The sequence below is a fragment of the Nostoc sp. genome, from assembly GCF_036917355.1.
Lineage (GTDB): Bacteria > Cyanobacteriota > Cyanobacteriia > Cyanobacteriales > Nostocaceae > Nostoc.
In genome coordinates this window covers 1-16506 of record NZ_JBALDP010000087.1, presented here as the reverse complement: position 1 = coordinate 16506, position 16506 = coordinate 1, and the positions used below count along the sequence as shown (strand labels likewise).

Annotated in this window: 19 protein-coding genes and 1 pseudogene; 13 read left to right on the top strand and 7 right to left on the bottom strand. The window is 41.2% G+C overall.

What is annotated here, in order from left to right; genetic code table 11:
- Nucleotides 1–585 precede the first annotated feature (585 nt).
- The 4 genes from V7K53_RS27555 (at nt 586) to V7K53_RS27540 (ending at nt 2766) form a co-directional block, all read left to right on the top strand.
- Nucleotides 586–1035, top strand: coding sequence for a hypothetical protein (locus V7K53_RS27555; RefSeq protein WP_335200673.1), 450 nt, complete (start codon nt 586–588; stop codon nt 1033–1035).
- A gap of 8 nt (nt 1036–1043) precedes the next feature.
- Nucleotides 1044–1394, top strand: coding sequence for a TerB family tellurite resistance protein (locus tag V7K53_RS27550; protein ID WP_335200675.1), 351 nt, complete (start codon nt 1044–1046; stop codon nt 1392–1394).
- Between the two features lie 30 nt (nt 1395–1424).
- Complete coding sequence (locus V7K53_RS27545; RefSeq protein WP_335200672.1) at nt 1425–1601, top strand: hypothetical protein; 177 nt, start codon at nt 1425–1427, stop codon at nt 1599–1601.
- A gap of 409 nt (nt 1602–2010) precedes the next feature.
- On the top strand, nt 2011–2766 hold the full coding sequence (locus V7K53_RS27540; RefSeq protein WP_335200671.1) for a TIGR04283 family arsenosugar biosynthesis glycosyltransferase: 756 nt from the start codon (nt 2011–2013) through the stop codon (nt 2764–2766).
- Here V7K53_RS27540 and V7K53_RS27535 read toward each other — a convergent pair.
- A complete protein-coding gene (locus V7K53_RS27535) occupies nt 2751–3452 on the bottom strand; it encodes a DUF547 domain-containing protein (protein ID WP_335200670.1) in 702 nt (233 codons plus the stop codon). The genes V7K53_RS27540 and V7K53_RS27535 overlap by 16 nt on opposite strands.
- A 166-nt stretch (nt 3453–3618) precedes the next feature.
- On the opposite strand from V7K53_RS27535, the gene V7K53_RS27530 reads away from it, so the two are divergent.
- The 3 genes from V7K53_RS27530 (at nt 3619) to V7K53_RS27520 (ending at nt 4686) form a co-directional block, all read left to right on the top strand.
- Nucleotides 3619–4008 (top strand): hypothetical protein, encoded by a 390-nt coding sequence (locus tag V7K53_RS27530; RefSeq protein ID WP_335200669.1) that lies wholly within the window; start codon nt 3619–3621, stop codon nt 4006–4008.
- A 254-nt stretch (nt 4009–4262) separates the two neighbouring features.
- On the top strand, nt 4263–4484 hold the full coding sequence (locus V7K53_RS27525) for a type II toxin-antitoxin system HicB family antitoxin (RefSeq protein ID WP_094351377.1): 222 nt from the start codon (nt 4263–4265) through the stop codon (nt 4482–4484).
- Nucleotides 4474–4686 carry a type II toxin-antitoxin system HicA family toxin gene (locus V7K53_RS27520; RefSeq protein WP_094351376.1) on the top strand — a complete coding sequence of 71 codons (213 nt, stop codon included), beginning with the start codon at nt 4474–4476 and terminating at the stop codon, nt 4684–4686. The genes V7K53_RS27525 and V7K53_RS27520 overlap by 11 nt, the downstream gene beginning before the upstream one ends.
- Before the next feature lie 97 nt (nt 4687–4783).
- Here the strand turns inward: V7K53_RS27520 and V7K53_RS27515 are convergent, their stop codons facing one another.
- Nucleotides 4784–5287 carry a hypothetical protein gene (locus tag V7K53_RS27515; RefSeq protein ID WP_335200668.1) on the bottom strand — a complete coding sequence of 168 codons (504 nt, stop codon included), beginning with the start codon at nt 5285–5287 and terminating at the stop codon, nt 4784–4786.
- Nucleotides 5288–5340: 53 nt separating this feature from the next.
- On the opposite strand from V7K53_RS27515, the gene cobJ reads away from it, so the two are divergent.
- The 4 genes and pseudogenes from cobJ to V7K53_RS27495 all read left to right on the top strand — a co-directional run.
- Nucleotides 5341–7062, top strand: coding sequence for a precorrin-3B C(17)-methyltransferase (gene cobJ / locus V7K53_RS27510; protein WP_335200667.1), 1722 nt, complete (start codon nt 5341–5343; stop codon nt 7060–7062).
- Complete coding sequence (locus V7K53_RS27505) at nt 7016–7495, top strand: hypothetical protein (RefSeq protein WP_335200674.1); 480 nt, start codon at nt 7016–7018, stop codon at nt 7493–7495. Before cobJ ends, V7K53_RS27505 begins: the two co-directional genes overlap by 47 nt.
- Before the next feature lie 361 nt (nt 7496–7856).
- A complete protein-coding gene (locus V7K53_RS27500; protein ID WP_335200666.1) occupies nt 7857–8903 on the top strand; it encodes a glycosyltransferase family 2 protein in 1047 nt (348 codons plus the stop codon).
- A gap of 46 nt (nt 8904–8949) precedes the next feature.
- Nucleotides 8950–9108: pseudogene (locus V7K53_RS27495) on the top strand (ISKra4 family transposase); the annotation flags it as partial.
- Between the two features lie 61 nt (nt 9109–9169).
- Here V7K53_RS27495 and V7K53_RS27490 read toward each other — a convergent pair.
- Complete coding sequence (locus V7K53_RS27490) at nt 9170–9532, bottom strand: ribosomal maturation YjgA family protein (protein WP_335200665.1); 363 nt, start codon at nt 9530–9532, stop codon at nt 9170–9172.
- 540 nt (nt 9533–10072) lie between these two features.
- On the opposite strand from V7K53_RS27490, the gene V7K53_RS27485 reads away from it, so the two are divergent.
- Nucleotides 10073–10429 carry a hypothetical protein gene (locus V7K53_RS27485; RefSeq protein ID WP_094351372.1) on the top strand — a complete coding sequence of 119 codons (357 nt, stop codon included), beginning with the start codon at nt 10073–10075 and terminating at the stop codon, nt 10427–10429.
- Nucleotides 10430–10526: 97 nt separating this feature from the next.
- Here the strand turns inward: V7K53_RS27485 and V7K53_RS27480 are convergent, their stop codons facing one another.
- The 3 genes from V7K53_RS27480 to V7K53_RS27470 form a co-directional block, all read right to left on the bottom strand.
- Nucleotides 10527–10874, bottom strand: a complete 348-nt coding sequence (locus V7K53_RS27480) for a cupin domain-containing protein (protein WP_335200664.1) — start codon at nt 10872–10874, stop codon at nt 10527–10529.
- Nucleotides 10871–13765, bottom strand: a complete 2895-nt coding sequence (locus V7K53_RS27475) for a glycerol-3-phosphate acyltransferase (RefSeq protein WP_335200663.1) — start codon at nt 13763–13765, stop codon at nt 10871–10873. The genes V7K53_RS27480 and V7K53_RS27475 overlap by 4 nt, the downstream gene beginning before the upstream one ends.
- Before the next feature lie 176 nt (nt 13766–13941).
- Complete coding sequence (locus tag V7K53_RS27470) at nt 13942–14082, bottom strand: hypothetical protein (protein ID WP_190240958.1); 141 nt, start codon at nt 14080–14082, stop codon at nt 13942–13944.
- A gap of 251 nt (nt 14083–14333) precedes the next feature.
- On the opposite strand from V7K53_RS27470, the gene V7K53_RS27465 reads away from it, so the two are divergent.
- On the top strand, nt 14334–15299 hold the full coding sequence (locus tag V7K53_RS27465; RefSeq protein ID WP_335200662.1) for an SGNH/GDSL hydrolase family protein: 966 nt from the start codon (nt 14334–14336) through the stop codon (nt 15297–15299).
- A gap of 10 nt (nt 15300–15309) precedes the next feature.
- Here the strand turns inward: V7K53_RS27465 and V7K53_RS27460 are convergent, their stop codons facing one another.
- Nucleotides 15310–16203, bottom strand: coding sequence for a lysophospholipid acyltransferase family protein (locus V7K53_RS27460; protein WP_335200661.1), 894 nt, complete (start codon nt 16201–16203; stop codon nt 15310–15312).
- Nucleotides 16204–16506 lie beyond the last annotated feature (303 nt).

Genomic DNA, 16506 nt, shown 5'->3' with positions numbered 1-16506 from the left:
CAATCAATTTTAGCGATCGCAACACCTGTCTAGTTTCTCATTTTTCATATCTAGCAAGCTTTTCGCCGTTTTCTATCCGTCGAACTCACGTTAAAGTAAGCTAGTTTTTCTGAATCATTTTGAATAATAATAAATTATAAAAAATTAAAATTAATTTTTTTATTCTTATTGTTCAGGATAAAAAGTCTTAACTGTCTTAACTGTCCTTGCATTCTTATTAAAAGTTTGAGAATTTAAGAAATGTTAAGTGTAAGGTTATAGACCCAAGCAATTTAGAGTAACAGACATGAAAACAAAACCAACGTAATTTATATCTACAAGCGGTAGCAAATATCAGGAGAAATTAATCAAGTATTTGTTATTTATCCTGGCTTCAATGAGATATAAAAAGTTTTGTCTTTTGGAAATTGCAAGTATTAGTAGAAAATTCACATGATGAGACCAAGCTCAGTTATTTTATCTGAAAAAGATACAAGTGATATCCTTCAAAGTATTCGACATATCGACCATATTACTTATGTTGCGTCATTTGAAGATGAACAAAGGTTCCTCTCAAAATGGAGTTTGCTTGGTTTCAACGAACATATGAGGCTTAAAACTGTTCGTTTTCCCGCTACTCACATCGCATTAGTCAGTGGCATCAGTGCTGAGTATCCGTGGGCAACTATGACGGGGTTATCAATAAGTGAAGATCCTAATTCACCAATTAATAAGTTTATAAATCTCTATGGTGAAGGGATTCAGCATACTGCTTACAACATTGATCCAGAAGCTGATATGGAGGAACTACATCACCAGATGGAAGAATTGGGGTGGAACTTTATGACACCAATACTATCATATAGTGATGAATCTGGTGCATTACTCAAGCAGATGTTTGTTGCTCCTAGTACTCCCTACGGTTCTTTTATGGAGTTTGTTCAACGATTACATGGTGATGATGGTAAGGCTTTTAATAGCTTTGACATCAATAATATAGATGACCTCTACGAACATTATGCCGATTATAGTAATTGGCTTGCTGAAAAAATTTAAAGGCGCACATATCAATATCTTTCAAAGATTGGGCAATTGGATTCTGTGCTTCTTGGGGAGTAGAAGACCAGGTAATTGAAGAGCTAAAAACATATGAAGCGAATGAACCCATAGAAGAATTAATTGCTCGCTCTCCTCAAGTATCCATAGCACAGAGAGATATACTTCTGTCTGCAATTTGGGTTTCTGCTGCCGATGGCGAATATCATGAAAAAGAAAAGGCAAAAATTCGGCAAATGGCTGCTATTTTAGGGGTAGCAGAAGAAATAGTAGAACAGTTAGAACAGCTATATAAAGAAGAATCGGCACTACGACAAAAACGCCTCAAGCTCTTATATCCTGAAAAAAGCCCTTATTAACGTATTCACCCTGGCCCGATTGCCACGGATATGAGCGATGCGGCAGGAATGGGTGAGGTTTCACAGCCACCTGCACTTGTGGCAGACGGGATAATAAAAGCTATCAAAGCTGGAGATTTTCACGTCTTTCCTGACCCGATAGCTAAACAAATGGGCGATGCTTATAAAAGCTTTGCGAAAAATGTCGTTGAGGTGTCATCAAGTTAACTACATTGCAGGGTAATGCTCTAGACAGTACCTTGAGCTACCCTGAGTTAGAGTCACCGAGGCAAAGATGGTGGAATATCGCAGTTTCTCAGTATTGGTGTTTCGACAAGGGCAAAGTCGCTCTCTTTCGGTTCTCCAAGCGGACGGCTTTTGAGTAAGATTTGTTGGTTAATTGCTAGAACGGCAAAACTAACTGGAGAGGTTAGACTAAAGGCTTAATGGAGGCTTAATTACGTATGCGTCTTATAAAATATCAAACGAGTTTACTATGCTTCCAACCTACCTCTAGCAAGTTTTACCGCTCTAGCTAAAAGCTACTTACCATGCTCAGGAGTGTTGACCTTTGGACTAAGAGCTTGGCAACATTAAACAAGTAGAATAAAAGCAACGATAAAACTACTTATGCTGCATGTCTCAAGTTTCGATTGTCATTCCTACTTTAAACGAAGCAGTTAGCTTAGGGCGTACATTGCGCCAATTGACTTTACTTAATCCGCCTGCTTTTGAAGTGATAGTAGTAGATGGTGGCAGCGATGATGAGACAGTGGCAGTTGCAAAACAATGCTTTGGATCGTTCAATCAGTCGCTAGGCGTACAAGTTCTCTTATCTGAGCGACGTGGGCGTTCGATCCAGATGAATTACGGAGCATCGGCTGCAACTGGAGATATTCTTTGCTTTCTTCATGCAGATACTTGGGTGCCGGATGACTTAATAGCCGTAATAGAGAAAACTCTAGCAGAGTCAACCATTGCCTGTGGGGGGTTCATTTCTCTGATGAGTGGATCTCAAACGACTCGCTGGGGCATCTCTCTACATAATTATTTAAAAACTTACTACGCACCACTGCTATTTAAGCCTCACCTATTTTTTCGAGGATTACGCCTGTTGTTTGGAGATCAGGTAATGTTTTGTCGTCGCACTGACTTTTGGGATTGCAATGGATTTGATGAGGCATTACCGATTATGGAAGATGGAGATTTATGCCTGAGATTGGTTAAAAAAGGACGTATTTATCTAGTCAACCGCATTGTTCACTCTTCAGATCGCCGCGTCGCAAAATGGGGTAGCTGGAAAGCAAACGCAATCTACCTTTATATCGGTTTTTTGTGGGGAATTGGCGTTGATGCAAATTATCTCAAACAATTTTATCAAGATATTCGCTGATTCAGGCTCCAGTCATAGTAAAGATAGGAAATCGGTGTTGAAGCATTTATTGGCAGGTCTGTTTCTAGGTAAGAGCGGATATATTCTGGAATAGAGGATTTGACCTTAAGAAAATCTTGACGATACCATTTAAAGATTTTGCTACAGTAGAGCGTTTTACTAACTGAGTCATAACGGACTTTTTCAGGATTGTTAATGAAGCGACGGGTATCTTCATCTAACTGCTGAGTAACTTGTTGAGGAAAATAAGCTCCAGCCCGCAGTAACGGGCAACCAACGGAAGCGCAGACAATTGCAAAATGAATTCGTGGCTCCTGCAATTGATTCCGTAGAATTTGGTTTTCTATTTGGGCTAAACTGTAATGTTCGTCAAATATATAATAAGCACGACGTTGGAAGAACCACAAAAAAGCCAGCCAGTTGGGAATGCCTAAGATTCGCGGACGGATTGACTCAAGCGGGTATCTTTCTAAAATTGTCGAAATGGTGAACGCATTGTAAAGGTTGATCCACAATGCCAATTGCTCAGAGGTGTTGCTATTAGATGTAAAAGCCAGATTTTTTTGACTCGACAACCAATTTGCGATCGCTTGAGGTTGCTCAGTTTTCCAAGCAATATAGTTTAAACGACCCTGTGGATCGACATACTGACGCAACAACCTGTCCCAAGGTTCAAAATCAATCATTATTGCTGTGTTTATATGTTGGCCGTAGCTAAGGGAATTCTTTGCTTTTGCGATCGCAACGTAGAGTTGAATTTGTACAAGTATTTATTTAACGAATTATAACAATACTATCTTTGGCAACTTGAAATCAGCGATACACTGAGGAAAATTCCTTGAGGAAGCGTTGATGGCACGGTCAAACGGGGTTACAAGTGAAACGTCTGTAGAGGAATTGCCTACAGCTTCAGACAAAGATACGATCGCAATTGAAAATCCGCCTGAGCCAGTGGAGGATGCCCAAGATATTGACGACATATTGAACTCACTAAAAATCTTACTGAGTTCTTTAGAAAAGCTCCAAAAAGTCCGGCAGGAAGTGGGCGATATCAAACCGTTGATTGGGCGGATGCTTGATGGAGAACTAGTTGCTGGTGAAGAACTTGAGCAACTCAAGGCAGGTGTGAGCAGTCTTTCTCGTCTTGTTCGTGCTTATAATGACCACCAAGTAGCGTTGGCTAAAGCACAACCTGCTAGAGACTTGCTAGATCGAGTGTTGAAAGAGCGTAAAGCTAATTGAGTTGGGATTGGGGATTGGGAAAGAAATTCTTTAGATATTTGTTTGGAGTCCCAATCTCCAATTTAACAAGCGATGTCTCACGACAAGCCGCTTTGCGTCTACGCACTTTTTTGAGAGAATGCGATCGCCTTTACATTGCCTTGCTGCCCGTCTAGACATCGCACCCCTACCCAAACAAAGGCGTAGACACACAGCAGCTTGTCGTCAGATATCGCTGTAAACTGAAGGTATAAGTCAAACTTGCGGCTAGACCCATGAATTCTTTACAAGACTACACCACTGTTATCCGTCCTGATAACAATGGTACATTTGTCGCATATATACCAGCGATTTCCGGTTGTCATGCTTGGGGACAAACGCCAGATGAAGCTCGTGCTGAACTTGTCTATGTTTTTGAAATGATTCAGGAGGAATACAAAGAACAAGGACGTTCTCTACCCGAAGACGTTGAATTGGTAATTGCAAATGCCAGCTAAAGCCAGTGAATTAGAACGAGTAGCACGGAAACTCGGTTTTGAAAAAGTGCGACAGAAAGGCAGTCATGCTCGTTGGCAACATCCAGATGGGCGAGCAACCACAATTCCCATTCATAGCAACGCTGAAATTGGTAGTTGGTTGTTTTATGAAATTCTCAAGCAGTTGGGCATTACAGAAGAAGATTTCAACCAGCTAAAATAATTAGCGCGTAGGCGTTGGCGTAGCCTCTCCAAGAGGTGCCCGTCGTAGACATCGCACTCTGAATTCTCTCCTAAATTCGATAGTTATGACACTTTATCTAAACGAATCCAGCGATTTTCAAATCATCATTTTGTGCAAACTTTAGAGTTTTTACAGATTTATCTGGATATCCGTCAGTTGTTTGCGACCAACCGCACTGTGTACATTCTAAAACAACTTTTTTCGCTTCTGTGTCGAACAATGCAGACATTTCTAATTTTCCACATCTCTGACATTTAATATCTATTTTTAAAACAACAAGTTCCCATAATTCATCTCGTAAAAACATAATCATAGATTCTTCGCTTGAAGGTTCTAAATTGAGGAAACGTCTAATATTTTGTGGTGTAGATTCTGATTTATCGAGTGGATAAGCTTTTATATCGATGTTTATTAACTCCTCTAACCCATATTCCTCAATTAGATGGGGCGACAGAAATATTTTATTTTTCTGATACCAACCTCGAATGCGTTGAAATATTATGATTGGATTGTCTCGATCGTCTATCTCAGAAATCATGTAGCGAAATTCATACCATGCCTTTTTCCAAGTTTTGCTCATAATTAATCTATTAAGTTACGAGATAAGTTGTAATTAAGTGTTGTAATTAAGTAATGATGAACTTTGCACCTGCCATTGTAATACTGGGTCAAAATAGCGTGACAGTAGCACGCAAAATAATCAGCGTCTTACCAGGGGCAACACTATACGGTTTAGAGGGTCGCACATCAGAAGTTGATGTCAGCTTCACAAATTTTGGCGAGACGCTACGCGAGTTATTCATGCAGGGAAGGCCGCTGATTGGCATTTGTGCTGCCGGCATTTTAATTAGGACGCTAGCTCCGGTAATCTCGGATAAACGACAGGAACCACCAGTGCTAGCTGTGGCTGAAGATGGTAGTGCTGTTGTCCCTCTCTTGGGCGGACTTGGTGGAGTCAACGATTTAGCGCGTCGCATTGCCGAAGCCCTAGATGTCAAACCTGCAATTACGACCACAGGCGATTTACGTTTGGGCACAACGCTGTTATCTCCTCCCCCTGGATACCATTTAGCCAACCCAGATGATGCGAAGAAATTTATTTCAGATGTGCTAGCTGGGGCGCAAGTTAAGCTCGAAGGAATAGCACCTTGGTTGAGCGATAGTAAATTACCGATAGATCCCAAGGGAGATTTGACCATCCAAGTTACAGAACGTTTGGTAACTCTTAGAGCTAACTGTCTTGTCTACCACCCAGCAACGATCGCGATCGCAATTAGTGGCATGATTGATGATGCAGTAGCTTTAGTAGAACAGCTACTAGCTGATGCCAAACTAGAAAAAGCATCAGTCGCCGGGATATTTGCACCCATCACCGCCGCAGCCGATCCCGCAATCCACACCGTAGCTAGCGCCTTGGGAGTACCCACCCGCTTTTTTACCTCAAATCAACTAGAAAGTCTACTTTCACAAGGTTATAGCCCCGCCCAAGCCACAGCGATCGCCGCCACAGGTACATCCCCCTTATCTCCATCTCCCCACATTGCGATCGCTATTGCTCCTCAAGTAATTGACCCAAATACCATCGGTCAGCCACGCGGACGGTTAGCAATTATTGGCACGGGTCCTGGTGGTTCGCTGTGGATGTCTCCAGAAGTGAAAGAGATACTCAAATCGGCAACTGATCTGGTGGGTTATAAAACTTATTTAGATTTAGTTGGTTCTCTGGCTGATGGCAAGCAACGGCATGAGTCTGACAACCGCGAAGAAGAAGCACGAGCAAAGATGGCCCTTGATTTGGCTGCATCTGGGCGATATGTTGCTGTAGTTTCATCTGGCGATCCCGGCATCTATGCAATGGCAACAGCGGTTTTTGAGGTGTGCGATCGCTATGCTAAACCAGAATGGGACAATATCGACATTTATGTGGCCCCAGGCATCTCTGCAATGCAAGCAGCAGCAGCAGCCATTGGTGCGCCCCTTGGGCATGACTTCTGTGCTATTTCTCTCTCTGATATCTTGAAACCTTGGTCTGCGATCGAGCAACGAATTGCGGCTGCTGCTGAGGCTGATTTCGTCATTGCTTTTTACAATCCTGTTTCCAAAGAGCGTACCTGGCAACTGGCAGAAGCGAGAAATATTTTGCTGCGACATCGAACGCCAGATACACCAGTAGTATTGGCCCGGAATCTCGGACGGCCAGGACAAACGGTGAAAGCAATCGCACTTGAGCAGTTAACGCCAGCAAGCGCTGATATGCGGACAATTATTCTCGTTGGTTCCACAAAAACCCGAACTATCAAGCGCCGTGATGGTAATATATGGGTTTATACGCCGCGTCGCTATACCGAATATTAGGCACGATTGGCGCTGTCAGCGAAGAGAGCAAAAAAGGCAAGATAAGCACTTTTTTAAAGCACTCAAAGATGAAGGGATGGGATTTTGCATTTTTTGTAATGCTGCGATCGCTACCCTTTATGCTTTAGAAATAGGACAAATCAAGCGAGTTAAAATTCTTGACTGGGATGTACATCACTGGAACGGAACACAAGCAGCCGTGGAAAATGTGCCCAACATTACTTTTTGTTCAATTCATCAATCATCAGGCTATCAACACACAGGAAAATCTGAGGAATATGCATACAAGTTCCCAAAATCGTGCAACAGCAACTGGTACATCGTCAAAATTTTGAATTTTCACAACAGCAGTCACAGTTGTGCTACGATACAACTCGTGTATTTAGTTCATTTAAACAAAAATCCCAATATGTCTCACCTAGCTGCAATGTAAATAAGTAAAAACCATTGATGATTACGCTATGAAAAAATCAATTATTATTAAACAGAATACATTTCTCAAGAGTCAGAATTTATTTTGAATTCTGTACAACTAGCGGATGAATCATCAGGTTTCAGAAATTTACAAAACAAGAAAATTTGGTGATGCAAGAATTCATTAGTGGGTCTAAATCCCCGATTGAGAACGAGGCTCCTTCTCTACCAAAGGTTTCTCTTTCAGAGACGCTAACGCGAACGCCAAGGAATCCTTAAGTGTCTTGATTCTGACTTCTGAATTTTTACTTCAACAAACTTTCTTTGGAATTTTAACATTGTAATCTAAGCATATAGTGATTAGTCAGGAGTTTAGTTTCATGAATCCTAAAGTCTCTGTAATTATCCCTGCCTACAATACTGAAGTTTACATTAAGAAGGCAATAGAGTCAGTCTTAAATCAAACACTCACTGAGCTTGAAGTTATCGTTGTCGACGATGGTTCAACTGATAAAACTGTAGAAGTTGCAAAGAGTTTTACAGATCGACGTCTCAAAGTGATAGTTAATCCACAAAACCTTGGGGTTTCTGCTGCACGTAATCGCGCTTTCAGAGCAGCCAAAGGAGAATGGATTGCTGTTCTTGATTCAGATGACTGGTATGCTCATGAAAGATTAGAAAAGCTTGTGTTGCTGGCAGAACAAGCAAATGCAGATATGATCGCAGATGATGTTTATTTTATCAAAGATGGTGCAACATCTCCTTGGAGTACATTGATTCAAGAAAGTGGAGAACATATAGATAAAATTCTCCAAATTGATATCGTTTATTTCGTAGAGACTGATATCTATGGCAAAATAGGGCTGCATCTTGGTTTAAGTAAGCCTATGTTCAAACGAGAATTTTTGGTTAAACACAGCATTGAGTACGATGAAACCCTAAGTATAGCTGAGGACTTTTGGCTTGACATGAAATGCTTAATTAATGGCGCTCGCTTTTTTCTAGTGCCAGAAGCCTATTATTTCTACCGTTCACGCTCTTCTTCTCTTGTACGCGAAAGCCCATTTAAACGTCTAAATCAATATTGCATAGCTACTTATTCTTTCATGCAGCAAAGAGTTGTGAAAAAAAATCCAGCTTTAATGCGTGCTCTGTCTTATAATCTTACAGTTTACAACAGAACTTTAGCTTACTATCAAGTTTCATTCTCTATCAAAGAAGGAAACTTGTTATTAGCATTGAGAGAAATCACGAAAAATCCGAGCTTTTTTTATGATTTTATTTCTAAATTTAACGATATTATCAAACGTCGATTTCAATACTATGTGATGGGTAATAAATTAGTTTTTGAAATGCTTTATAATATCCAGATAAAACGAAGAAAACCAATGCATCCTAGTTTATATTCTCCCAGCAATACTAAATAAGTAAGACCAAAAGATTGTTACAGAAATATGAGGTAAGGGAGTAATTGGACAACCCTGTAACTGGAAAGGTTATAAAGCTGTACGTCTTCGCAACTTGGCTGCGATCGCAGCCTCATTCCAAGAAAATAATCTTGTAGTCAATTGGGTTAACAGCCAAATCATAGCTCCTATACTGACCTGTATTGGAGATGAATATGATGGAATTTAGAATATTATTCGTGAATTTACTCCCCCTATTGAACGTCGCGAAATACTCGATCGAGTAATCATGTTCTATTTTCCAACCATAGGACTGTTATGATACCTATTGCATAAGCAATAATATCTTTCCAATCAAATACACTTCCCAAAGCAACAGCCAGAATTTTGTATTTTTGTAATCCTAAATTATTTACAAAATTAAAATATTGCAGAATCTCGATTGCACAAGAAAAGGCAAAAACTGATAAAGCGACGATGGATGAATGTATATTCCAAAAAGCTTTGACAAAGCAATAAATTAATATAACTACTAAAACATCACCGATAAAAGGACGAATAAAACTATCATTTATAAAAACAGCAATACATACCTCTATTAAAAATAGTAAAAGTGTGAGGTAAAAATATTTTTTATTGAAGATAAACATGGCAATTAATAGCGCTCAAAAAATACCTACTTTGACTATCAACTCTTTAATTTTTGATAGATTCTGTTGAAAATTCTATTATTACTGAGTAGGTTTCCAAATGACAATGGGAAATAAAACTCTTTGTATACCGATAAATTGGAAGCATCCCGTTTTGGCAGATCGCACGCTATGCGAAGAGAAGTGAAGTCTGGGGCTATACAAACTCTCGTCCGCCTGCGCGGACTCTATAAAACCCGCGTAGGTGGTCACTGAGCCTAGTCGAAGTGCGGGTTTAGTCTGTATAGCCGCAATTTCCAATCGCCCGGTGTTTCTTGCAAAAATAGATGTCCCGATAAATTTCTCTGTTTTGTCTTCCCTGTAAAAGCTTCTGCCTACACACCAATAGGATATTTTTGAGTTGGAAGTCCCTTGTATTTCAAGACGCGATAAATCACATCTCTATATCTGGATTTTGGGTTATTCCTGATACACATTTACTTGCACTGTAAGATTTAATCGGATAATCTGAGCAATCGAGATTGTTTTTCAAGAAAACCAATGAACAAATTCATACTGAGTTTGCTTTCTTCTCCAGTGCTGATTAGCTCTCTTCTCTCTATGGGAGTAATGCTGAATCACGCACAAGCTATGGAGCCAGAACCAGGAGCCAAAACCACAGATCGTCTATCTTGTATACGCAATAAACATAAGGTGGGTTTAGTATGTGCCAGAGCTTCCGTATTGGCTCAAATTCCTAACTATCAACGTGAAATAGAGTTTTCTCAAGAAGATGCTCCCATGCTGGAGTTCAATGATGAAGAAAGCAATGTGGCAATCGACTTATTTGGCTGTGATTGTCCTGCTTGTATAAATTCTTTGCGTCAGATGCGCGGTGCAATACCCTTGGTATATTAGGATTTTGCAAATTTATCTTTGTTTATAAGCAACACTCGCAAACTTTTATAAGGGCATAAAATTGTTATGCCCTCACTGTGTGTTTTATTCAAAAGAATTAGGCTAATTTTTCCACTCGCAAACCAAAGTATGTCAAAACAAGTTCGGTTGAGCCACTATTGACAACTTCGTGTACTTCTCCCGGTTCGATAGCTACACAGTTTCCCGGAAGCAAGAGGTATTCTGCACCATCAATGTGAATTACCCCTGAACCAGCTTCTACAAAAAATACTTCGCACATATCTTGATGCGCGTGTGCTGGTGCGGTTTGTCCAGGAGCAAAACGTGCTTGAGAAAAGTTAGTTAGGTGAGGTAAATCGCCGAAGCGTAACATCACCTTTTTCTTGATTTCGGCATTGTGAGAAACTGACTCTTCAGGCAAGTCTTTCAGGGAAGTAGTAATCATTCGGGTCTTAAATCGTTAGATAATTCCACAATACCCCTAGACCCATCAATCCTGACTCGTTGACCATCTTGCAATATCCATGTAGCACCGCGAACATCCATCACTGCGGGAATTCCGTATTCACGAGCAACGATCGCACCGTGAGAAAGCCTTCCCCCAGCTTCGGCAATTAATCCCCCAGCCCTTAATAACAATGGGGCCCAACCGGAATCTGTATAAGGTACTACCAGAATCGTATCTCGATCGATGTCTGGAATGTCTTGTAAATTTCGCAACACTTTCACCCTACCTTCGGCTTGCCCATGACTGGCTCCAATACCTTGTAAGATTTGGTCAGAGTAAAGTTCAGAGGGAGCTAAGGGGTGAGGAGGTGTATGGCCGTAGACTAAAAGAGGTATTTGAATAATCTCGCTATCTTGTACAAATTGCGATCGCCTAAATTCGACTAACTCATCTAACTGCTCTATGAAGCTGGAATCTTCATCTCCAATTAGACGCCGCACTTCATCAAAGTTGAGAAAAAAGATATCGCCTGTTTGCCTAAGTAAACCAGACTCTAACCAAATTTTCTCTAAAGCCACAAAACTCCAACGCAATTCAGCCAAAAGTCGGGAATAAACTTCGGTGACTCGTCCTTTGATATCCACGCGCCGTTGCACGAAAGAGCGTTTGCGCTTACTGGCAAAGATACTATTAATCGCGTCTTTAGCACCTGATTGTGGTTCGTTCCCCTGCATTAACTGCACAAACATCTGTTTAATCATCTGGGGATTTTCTCGCCAAGTGGGAACGGAGATATCGGTTCCTACTTCACTTAAGTAGCCATAATCTTGCAGCAATTCGTTAAATGCTTGGAGGATCTTATCTCCTTCGGGGGTTTGTTTTAATTGTTCAAAAACTTGCTGTGGCTCAAACTCAACCAATATCTGCTTGGCATCTGTTGCGATTGCACTGAGCGATCGCAATGCTGCTACCTCTGGGGTGACGCTATGATCGATTTGCCTATCCTTTACCCGAAAAATTGCCTGTCTTAGGGCGGCACTCAAGGGAGCTAAAATGCTGTAATACGTCCCATGACGCAGCAACTCCAAAATAAAATCAATTCTTGCCAACAATGCCGATGGTTCCAAGTTATCTATATCTTCCTGCGTCAACTGCGACAACCCAGGAATGAACCGATTGTGATAATCTTCCTTGAAGTCCTTTTCTAAACTTAATTCCCGCTTCAGCAATTTCCCTAGTCCTGGCAAATTTTCCCAAGTTGACTGCAAGGACGGCTTACTTAATTTAGCTCCTCTGGTTAAAAATTCCAGACTTTCCGGCGGCAGTCCCATTCTGAGAAAAATATCTCCTAAGAGAGACGCATTAAAGTAAGCTCTTGAATAATGCAGAGTTGCTGTTTTGGCGAAATCTAACCCCAAGGCGCGATCGCCTAAAACTAAAGTAAAAAATTCTCCCCAAACTCCACAAGTTAAGGGACGATTAATTGACCATGTTAAGGGGTGAATTACTCCAGGAATCACTTCAGCAGCGATTTTGCGTGTCCAGATGGGCAATAGAGTGGTGATCGGTCGAGATTGCAATACCCAAAGCGTTTGCCCGTCATAACTCCACTCGATATCTTGAGGAGTGCCATGATAACGTTTTTCGAGTCGGTAAGCTAAGTATGCAACTTGTTTGATTAATGATTGTGGAACTCGTCCTTGACCCTCTAATTGTACAGAGTAAGAATTTTTTGTTTCAACGACAAAAGCGCGATATTGTTCTGGTGTGACTCTTCCCGAAACGACTTGCGTCGCGCTGCCTGGAAGGGCTTCAATCACGATCGCATCGCCTTGCTGAGTAATGGGATCGCGGCTGAAAGCGACGCCAGAATATACACTCTGGACTTGTTGTTGAATCAACACAGCCATTGCTGTATCATTTAAGCCGCGATCGCGCCGATATTGGATAGCTGATGGATGATTGTAGGAAGCTTGAACTTGAGCGATCGCTTCTTGTAATGCCTCTTGGCTAGTAACATTTACAACTGTTTCGTACTGTCCAGCAGCAGAAGCGTGTTCTGAGTCTTCTCCAATAGCGGAGGAACGCACTACCAAGGGAGATAATTCTGATGGCTGGAGAAATTCTGTTAACCCTTCTGGATTGTCGATAGGTGCTAGTACCCATCCCTTGGGCACTGGATAGCCCCAGCGCTTAATTTGAGATAATGTTGCCGCCTTTTCTCCGACTATGGCAGCATTCAACTCTTCATCTAGAGAAACCATTGTGCGCTCGCCGCGTAAAAATTCCAACATCGCTTGCGATTCTGTTTGTGCCTCTTGGGCTGGCAGTTTCATATCATCAGGAATTTTGGTGTAAATCCAGCCCATTAAACCAGCTAAGGCGACAGCAGCAAATATTCTGGGAATATCGCTAAAGTGCAGAAGTGCCACAAACAATGGAAAAAGTAGCAAAACCCCAAATTTGACTAACTTTCTTGATTGCAGAATTGTAAAAGCAATACCTGCAAAGAAAGATACAAATATCGCGACCAGTGGATCGTGTACGACAAATCCCCAGACAACATTTGTCGTACCTGCTCCTCTGCCTATCCAGTATCTACCGATTACCAGAGCGATTAGGGCAAGCAATTCCCAAGACGATCCATCTGGGAAGAAAATGCGGGTGAGTAAGACTGCCGCAACTCCTTTAAAAGCTTCTGACAAGACTGCCAGAATTCCGACAATTTTACCGCCATGATAAAAGGCAGCTGATACACTAATGTTTCCTGTACCAACTTGTGATAACTGCTTCCGTTTGAGGGCGTAAGTTATCCATGCAATCAGGGGTAATCCGCCCAAAAGGGGGCAGACAATTAAAATAACTAAGATACCCCAAGGTTCAAACATTCTGGATTTTGGATTTTAGATTTAAATTTTCCATCTAAAACCTCAAATCTAAAATCTAAAGTTTTTCTGAAATTTTTGATGGTTATTAGGGGGGTTTTATTTAGTAGTTGCTAAATGGACACTTGGCTAAGACGGAAACCGTTTAAGACAAGTGTCCTTCTAGACTACTAATGGTTTTAGTTTAGCGCATAGGCAGCTTGCAGCGCCCAGATTACGAGAGCAGCGATCGATCCCAGAAGCAACACGGTAGAGATAGTGACTACTTTTGGGGAATCTGCTCCCTTAAATTTCATAATTCCGCGATTTAAGTCGGACACAGCTTTGTAATCCTCTGTTGTTGGAGCATGAAATATTTGTCCGTTTTGATTGTAGTCCTTCTATTTGCGGATGACGTTAAATTCACTTTAAAAATTTAGGAGTGAGGGAGAAGGGGGACAAGGGGACAGGGCACAGGTGACAAATAACAGGGAATAACCTGTACCCTCTAACCTGTACCCTATTCCCTTCTTCAATCCCCAATCCCCTACTATCATTGAAAAGCAACTCAGTATTAAGAGGGTGTGAGTAGGTGAAAATAGCACTGAGCGTAATTTTGGCGGTGGTTGTGGGATTGTTTCTGGTAATCGAGATTGGACTGCGATCGCTGTTTGGTTTTGGTAATCCCCTGATTTATATTGGTGATGAGCAAATTGGTTATTTATTGGCTCCTAACCAACGTACCCGTCGTTTTGGGAATCGCATTGAAATTAATGAATATTCTATGCGAGGTAGTTCGATAAAAAAGATACCCGCTCCTTCTGGACTGCGAATTCTCCTCTTAGGTGATTCTATTGCTAATGGTGGTTGGTGGACAGATCAGACTAATACAATATCTAGTTTGATGATGCGTTCTCTAGCATCATCCCCTAATAGTAATTATCAGGAAGTAGAAGTGCTAAATGCTTCAGCAAACTCTTGGGGGCCAAGGAATGAATTAGCTTATTTAGAGAAGTTTGGCACTTTTAACGCGCAAGCAGTGGTGTTATTAATTAATACCGATGATTTGTTTGCAACTCCTCCCACTTCATTACCAGTAGGGCGCGATCGCAATTATCCCGATCGTAAACCTCCTCTGGCATTAGTAGAAGTGTGGCAGCGTTATATAGTCAAGCAAAAGCCAATTCCTGAACTGCAAGCCGTGCAAAATGAATCAGGCGATCGCGTGGGGATTAATTTGGAGGCGATCGCTAAAATTCAAGCCTTGACTCGCCAAACCAACAGCAAATTTCTGCTGGTGATGACTCCCTTGCTGCGAGAAATTGGTGAACCAGGCCCCCGTGATTACGAAATTAAAGCACGTCAGCGCTTGAGCGATTTTACCAAAGCAGAGCAAATTAACTATATAGACTTTTTACCGAACTTCAATTCAACTACCAACCCCCAAGGTTTGTTTCACGACCACATTCACCTCAATTTGCAAGGAAATAAATTTGTCAGTGAAGTTATGGAGCGATCGCTTTTAGAAATACTGGGGCGGGCATCACTTCGTCACTAATATTCCTGTTTTAGCTAGATTTCTGAGTATCTCTAACCAAATTATTTAACTCTTCCTGCATTTGGCTTTGAACTATTTCATAACAAGCATTCACATAGTTACGATCTCTAGCTGCATCTCGACCATATCTTTCAAAAGTAATTGGATGACAGACACGAGTGTGAATCTGCACAGGTAGAGGAATATTTGGCAGAGGGCCAATAGACAAACCCCAAGGCAAACCTAAGTAAATTGGGAAAACTCCTGGGTCTATTTGATATAACCACGGCAATCCCCACTGATGCAATTGTTTGACGAAATCATAACAATCACATAACACTATCAAGCTATCATGAGCGCCTACCGAGATTACAGGAATAATCGGAACTTCTTGTTTTAAAGCCAGCTTGATAAAGCCCTGATGATCGGCAAAATGAATTTTATAACGTTGGCTATGAGGACGAAACATATCATATTGTCCTCCAGGATATACGAGAACGCTAGCACCTCGATTGAAAGCCGCGCTAGCTATTTTGGGATGTGCAATAATTGCTCCGAATTTCTGGGCTAATCCTGCTATTTCTGGACTCACTTTCCAAGCGGAAGGGTGCATTAGACCATACACCAAACGCTCGGTTCCAAATCTAGAAAACCAATCATACATCATCATTATTAAATCTGGAGAAGCCATTCCACCATTATGAGAGCCAACCAGTAGTACTTTCCCTGTTGTTGGTATGTGATGCCATCCATCAGTTTTTACTTGAAAGTAATAATGGTAAAACCATTCCCATACAGGCATCAATGATTCAATAAACTGAGCATCTCGCTGTGTTAATGAATGATGAATCTTTTTCGAAAATTCTGATGTTAAGGAATTGTCAGCGCTGACAGAAATTTTCTCTACCTGTTTTGGAAATTCCATAATTAGTCGCCCATCTTCCATCACTTGTCTATTTTGACCGCTGCATAACGCTGTTACTCATTATTCAACAACAGTTGTTCTTTTTTTGAGGTCTATTATCGGTTAGATAAAACCTTACCCAGCAAAATGGACGGTGCAAAGTTCAAGTTTGGCTTTATTCCAAATTATTTTTAGATTTTTAGGGGCGCAAGGCCTTGCATTGGTGTCAACTTACCCCTCTTCTGTCACTTTCCGAGTATTCTGAATAAAAGGATTAAAAGAAAAAACTCTGGAAGGTAAGCAGGGCAATGGATGTAGAATTAC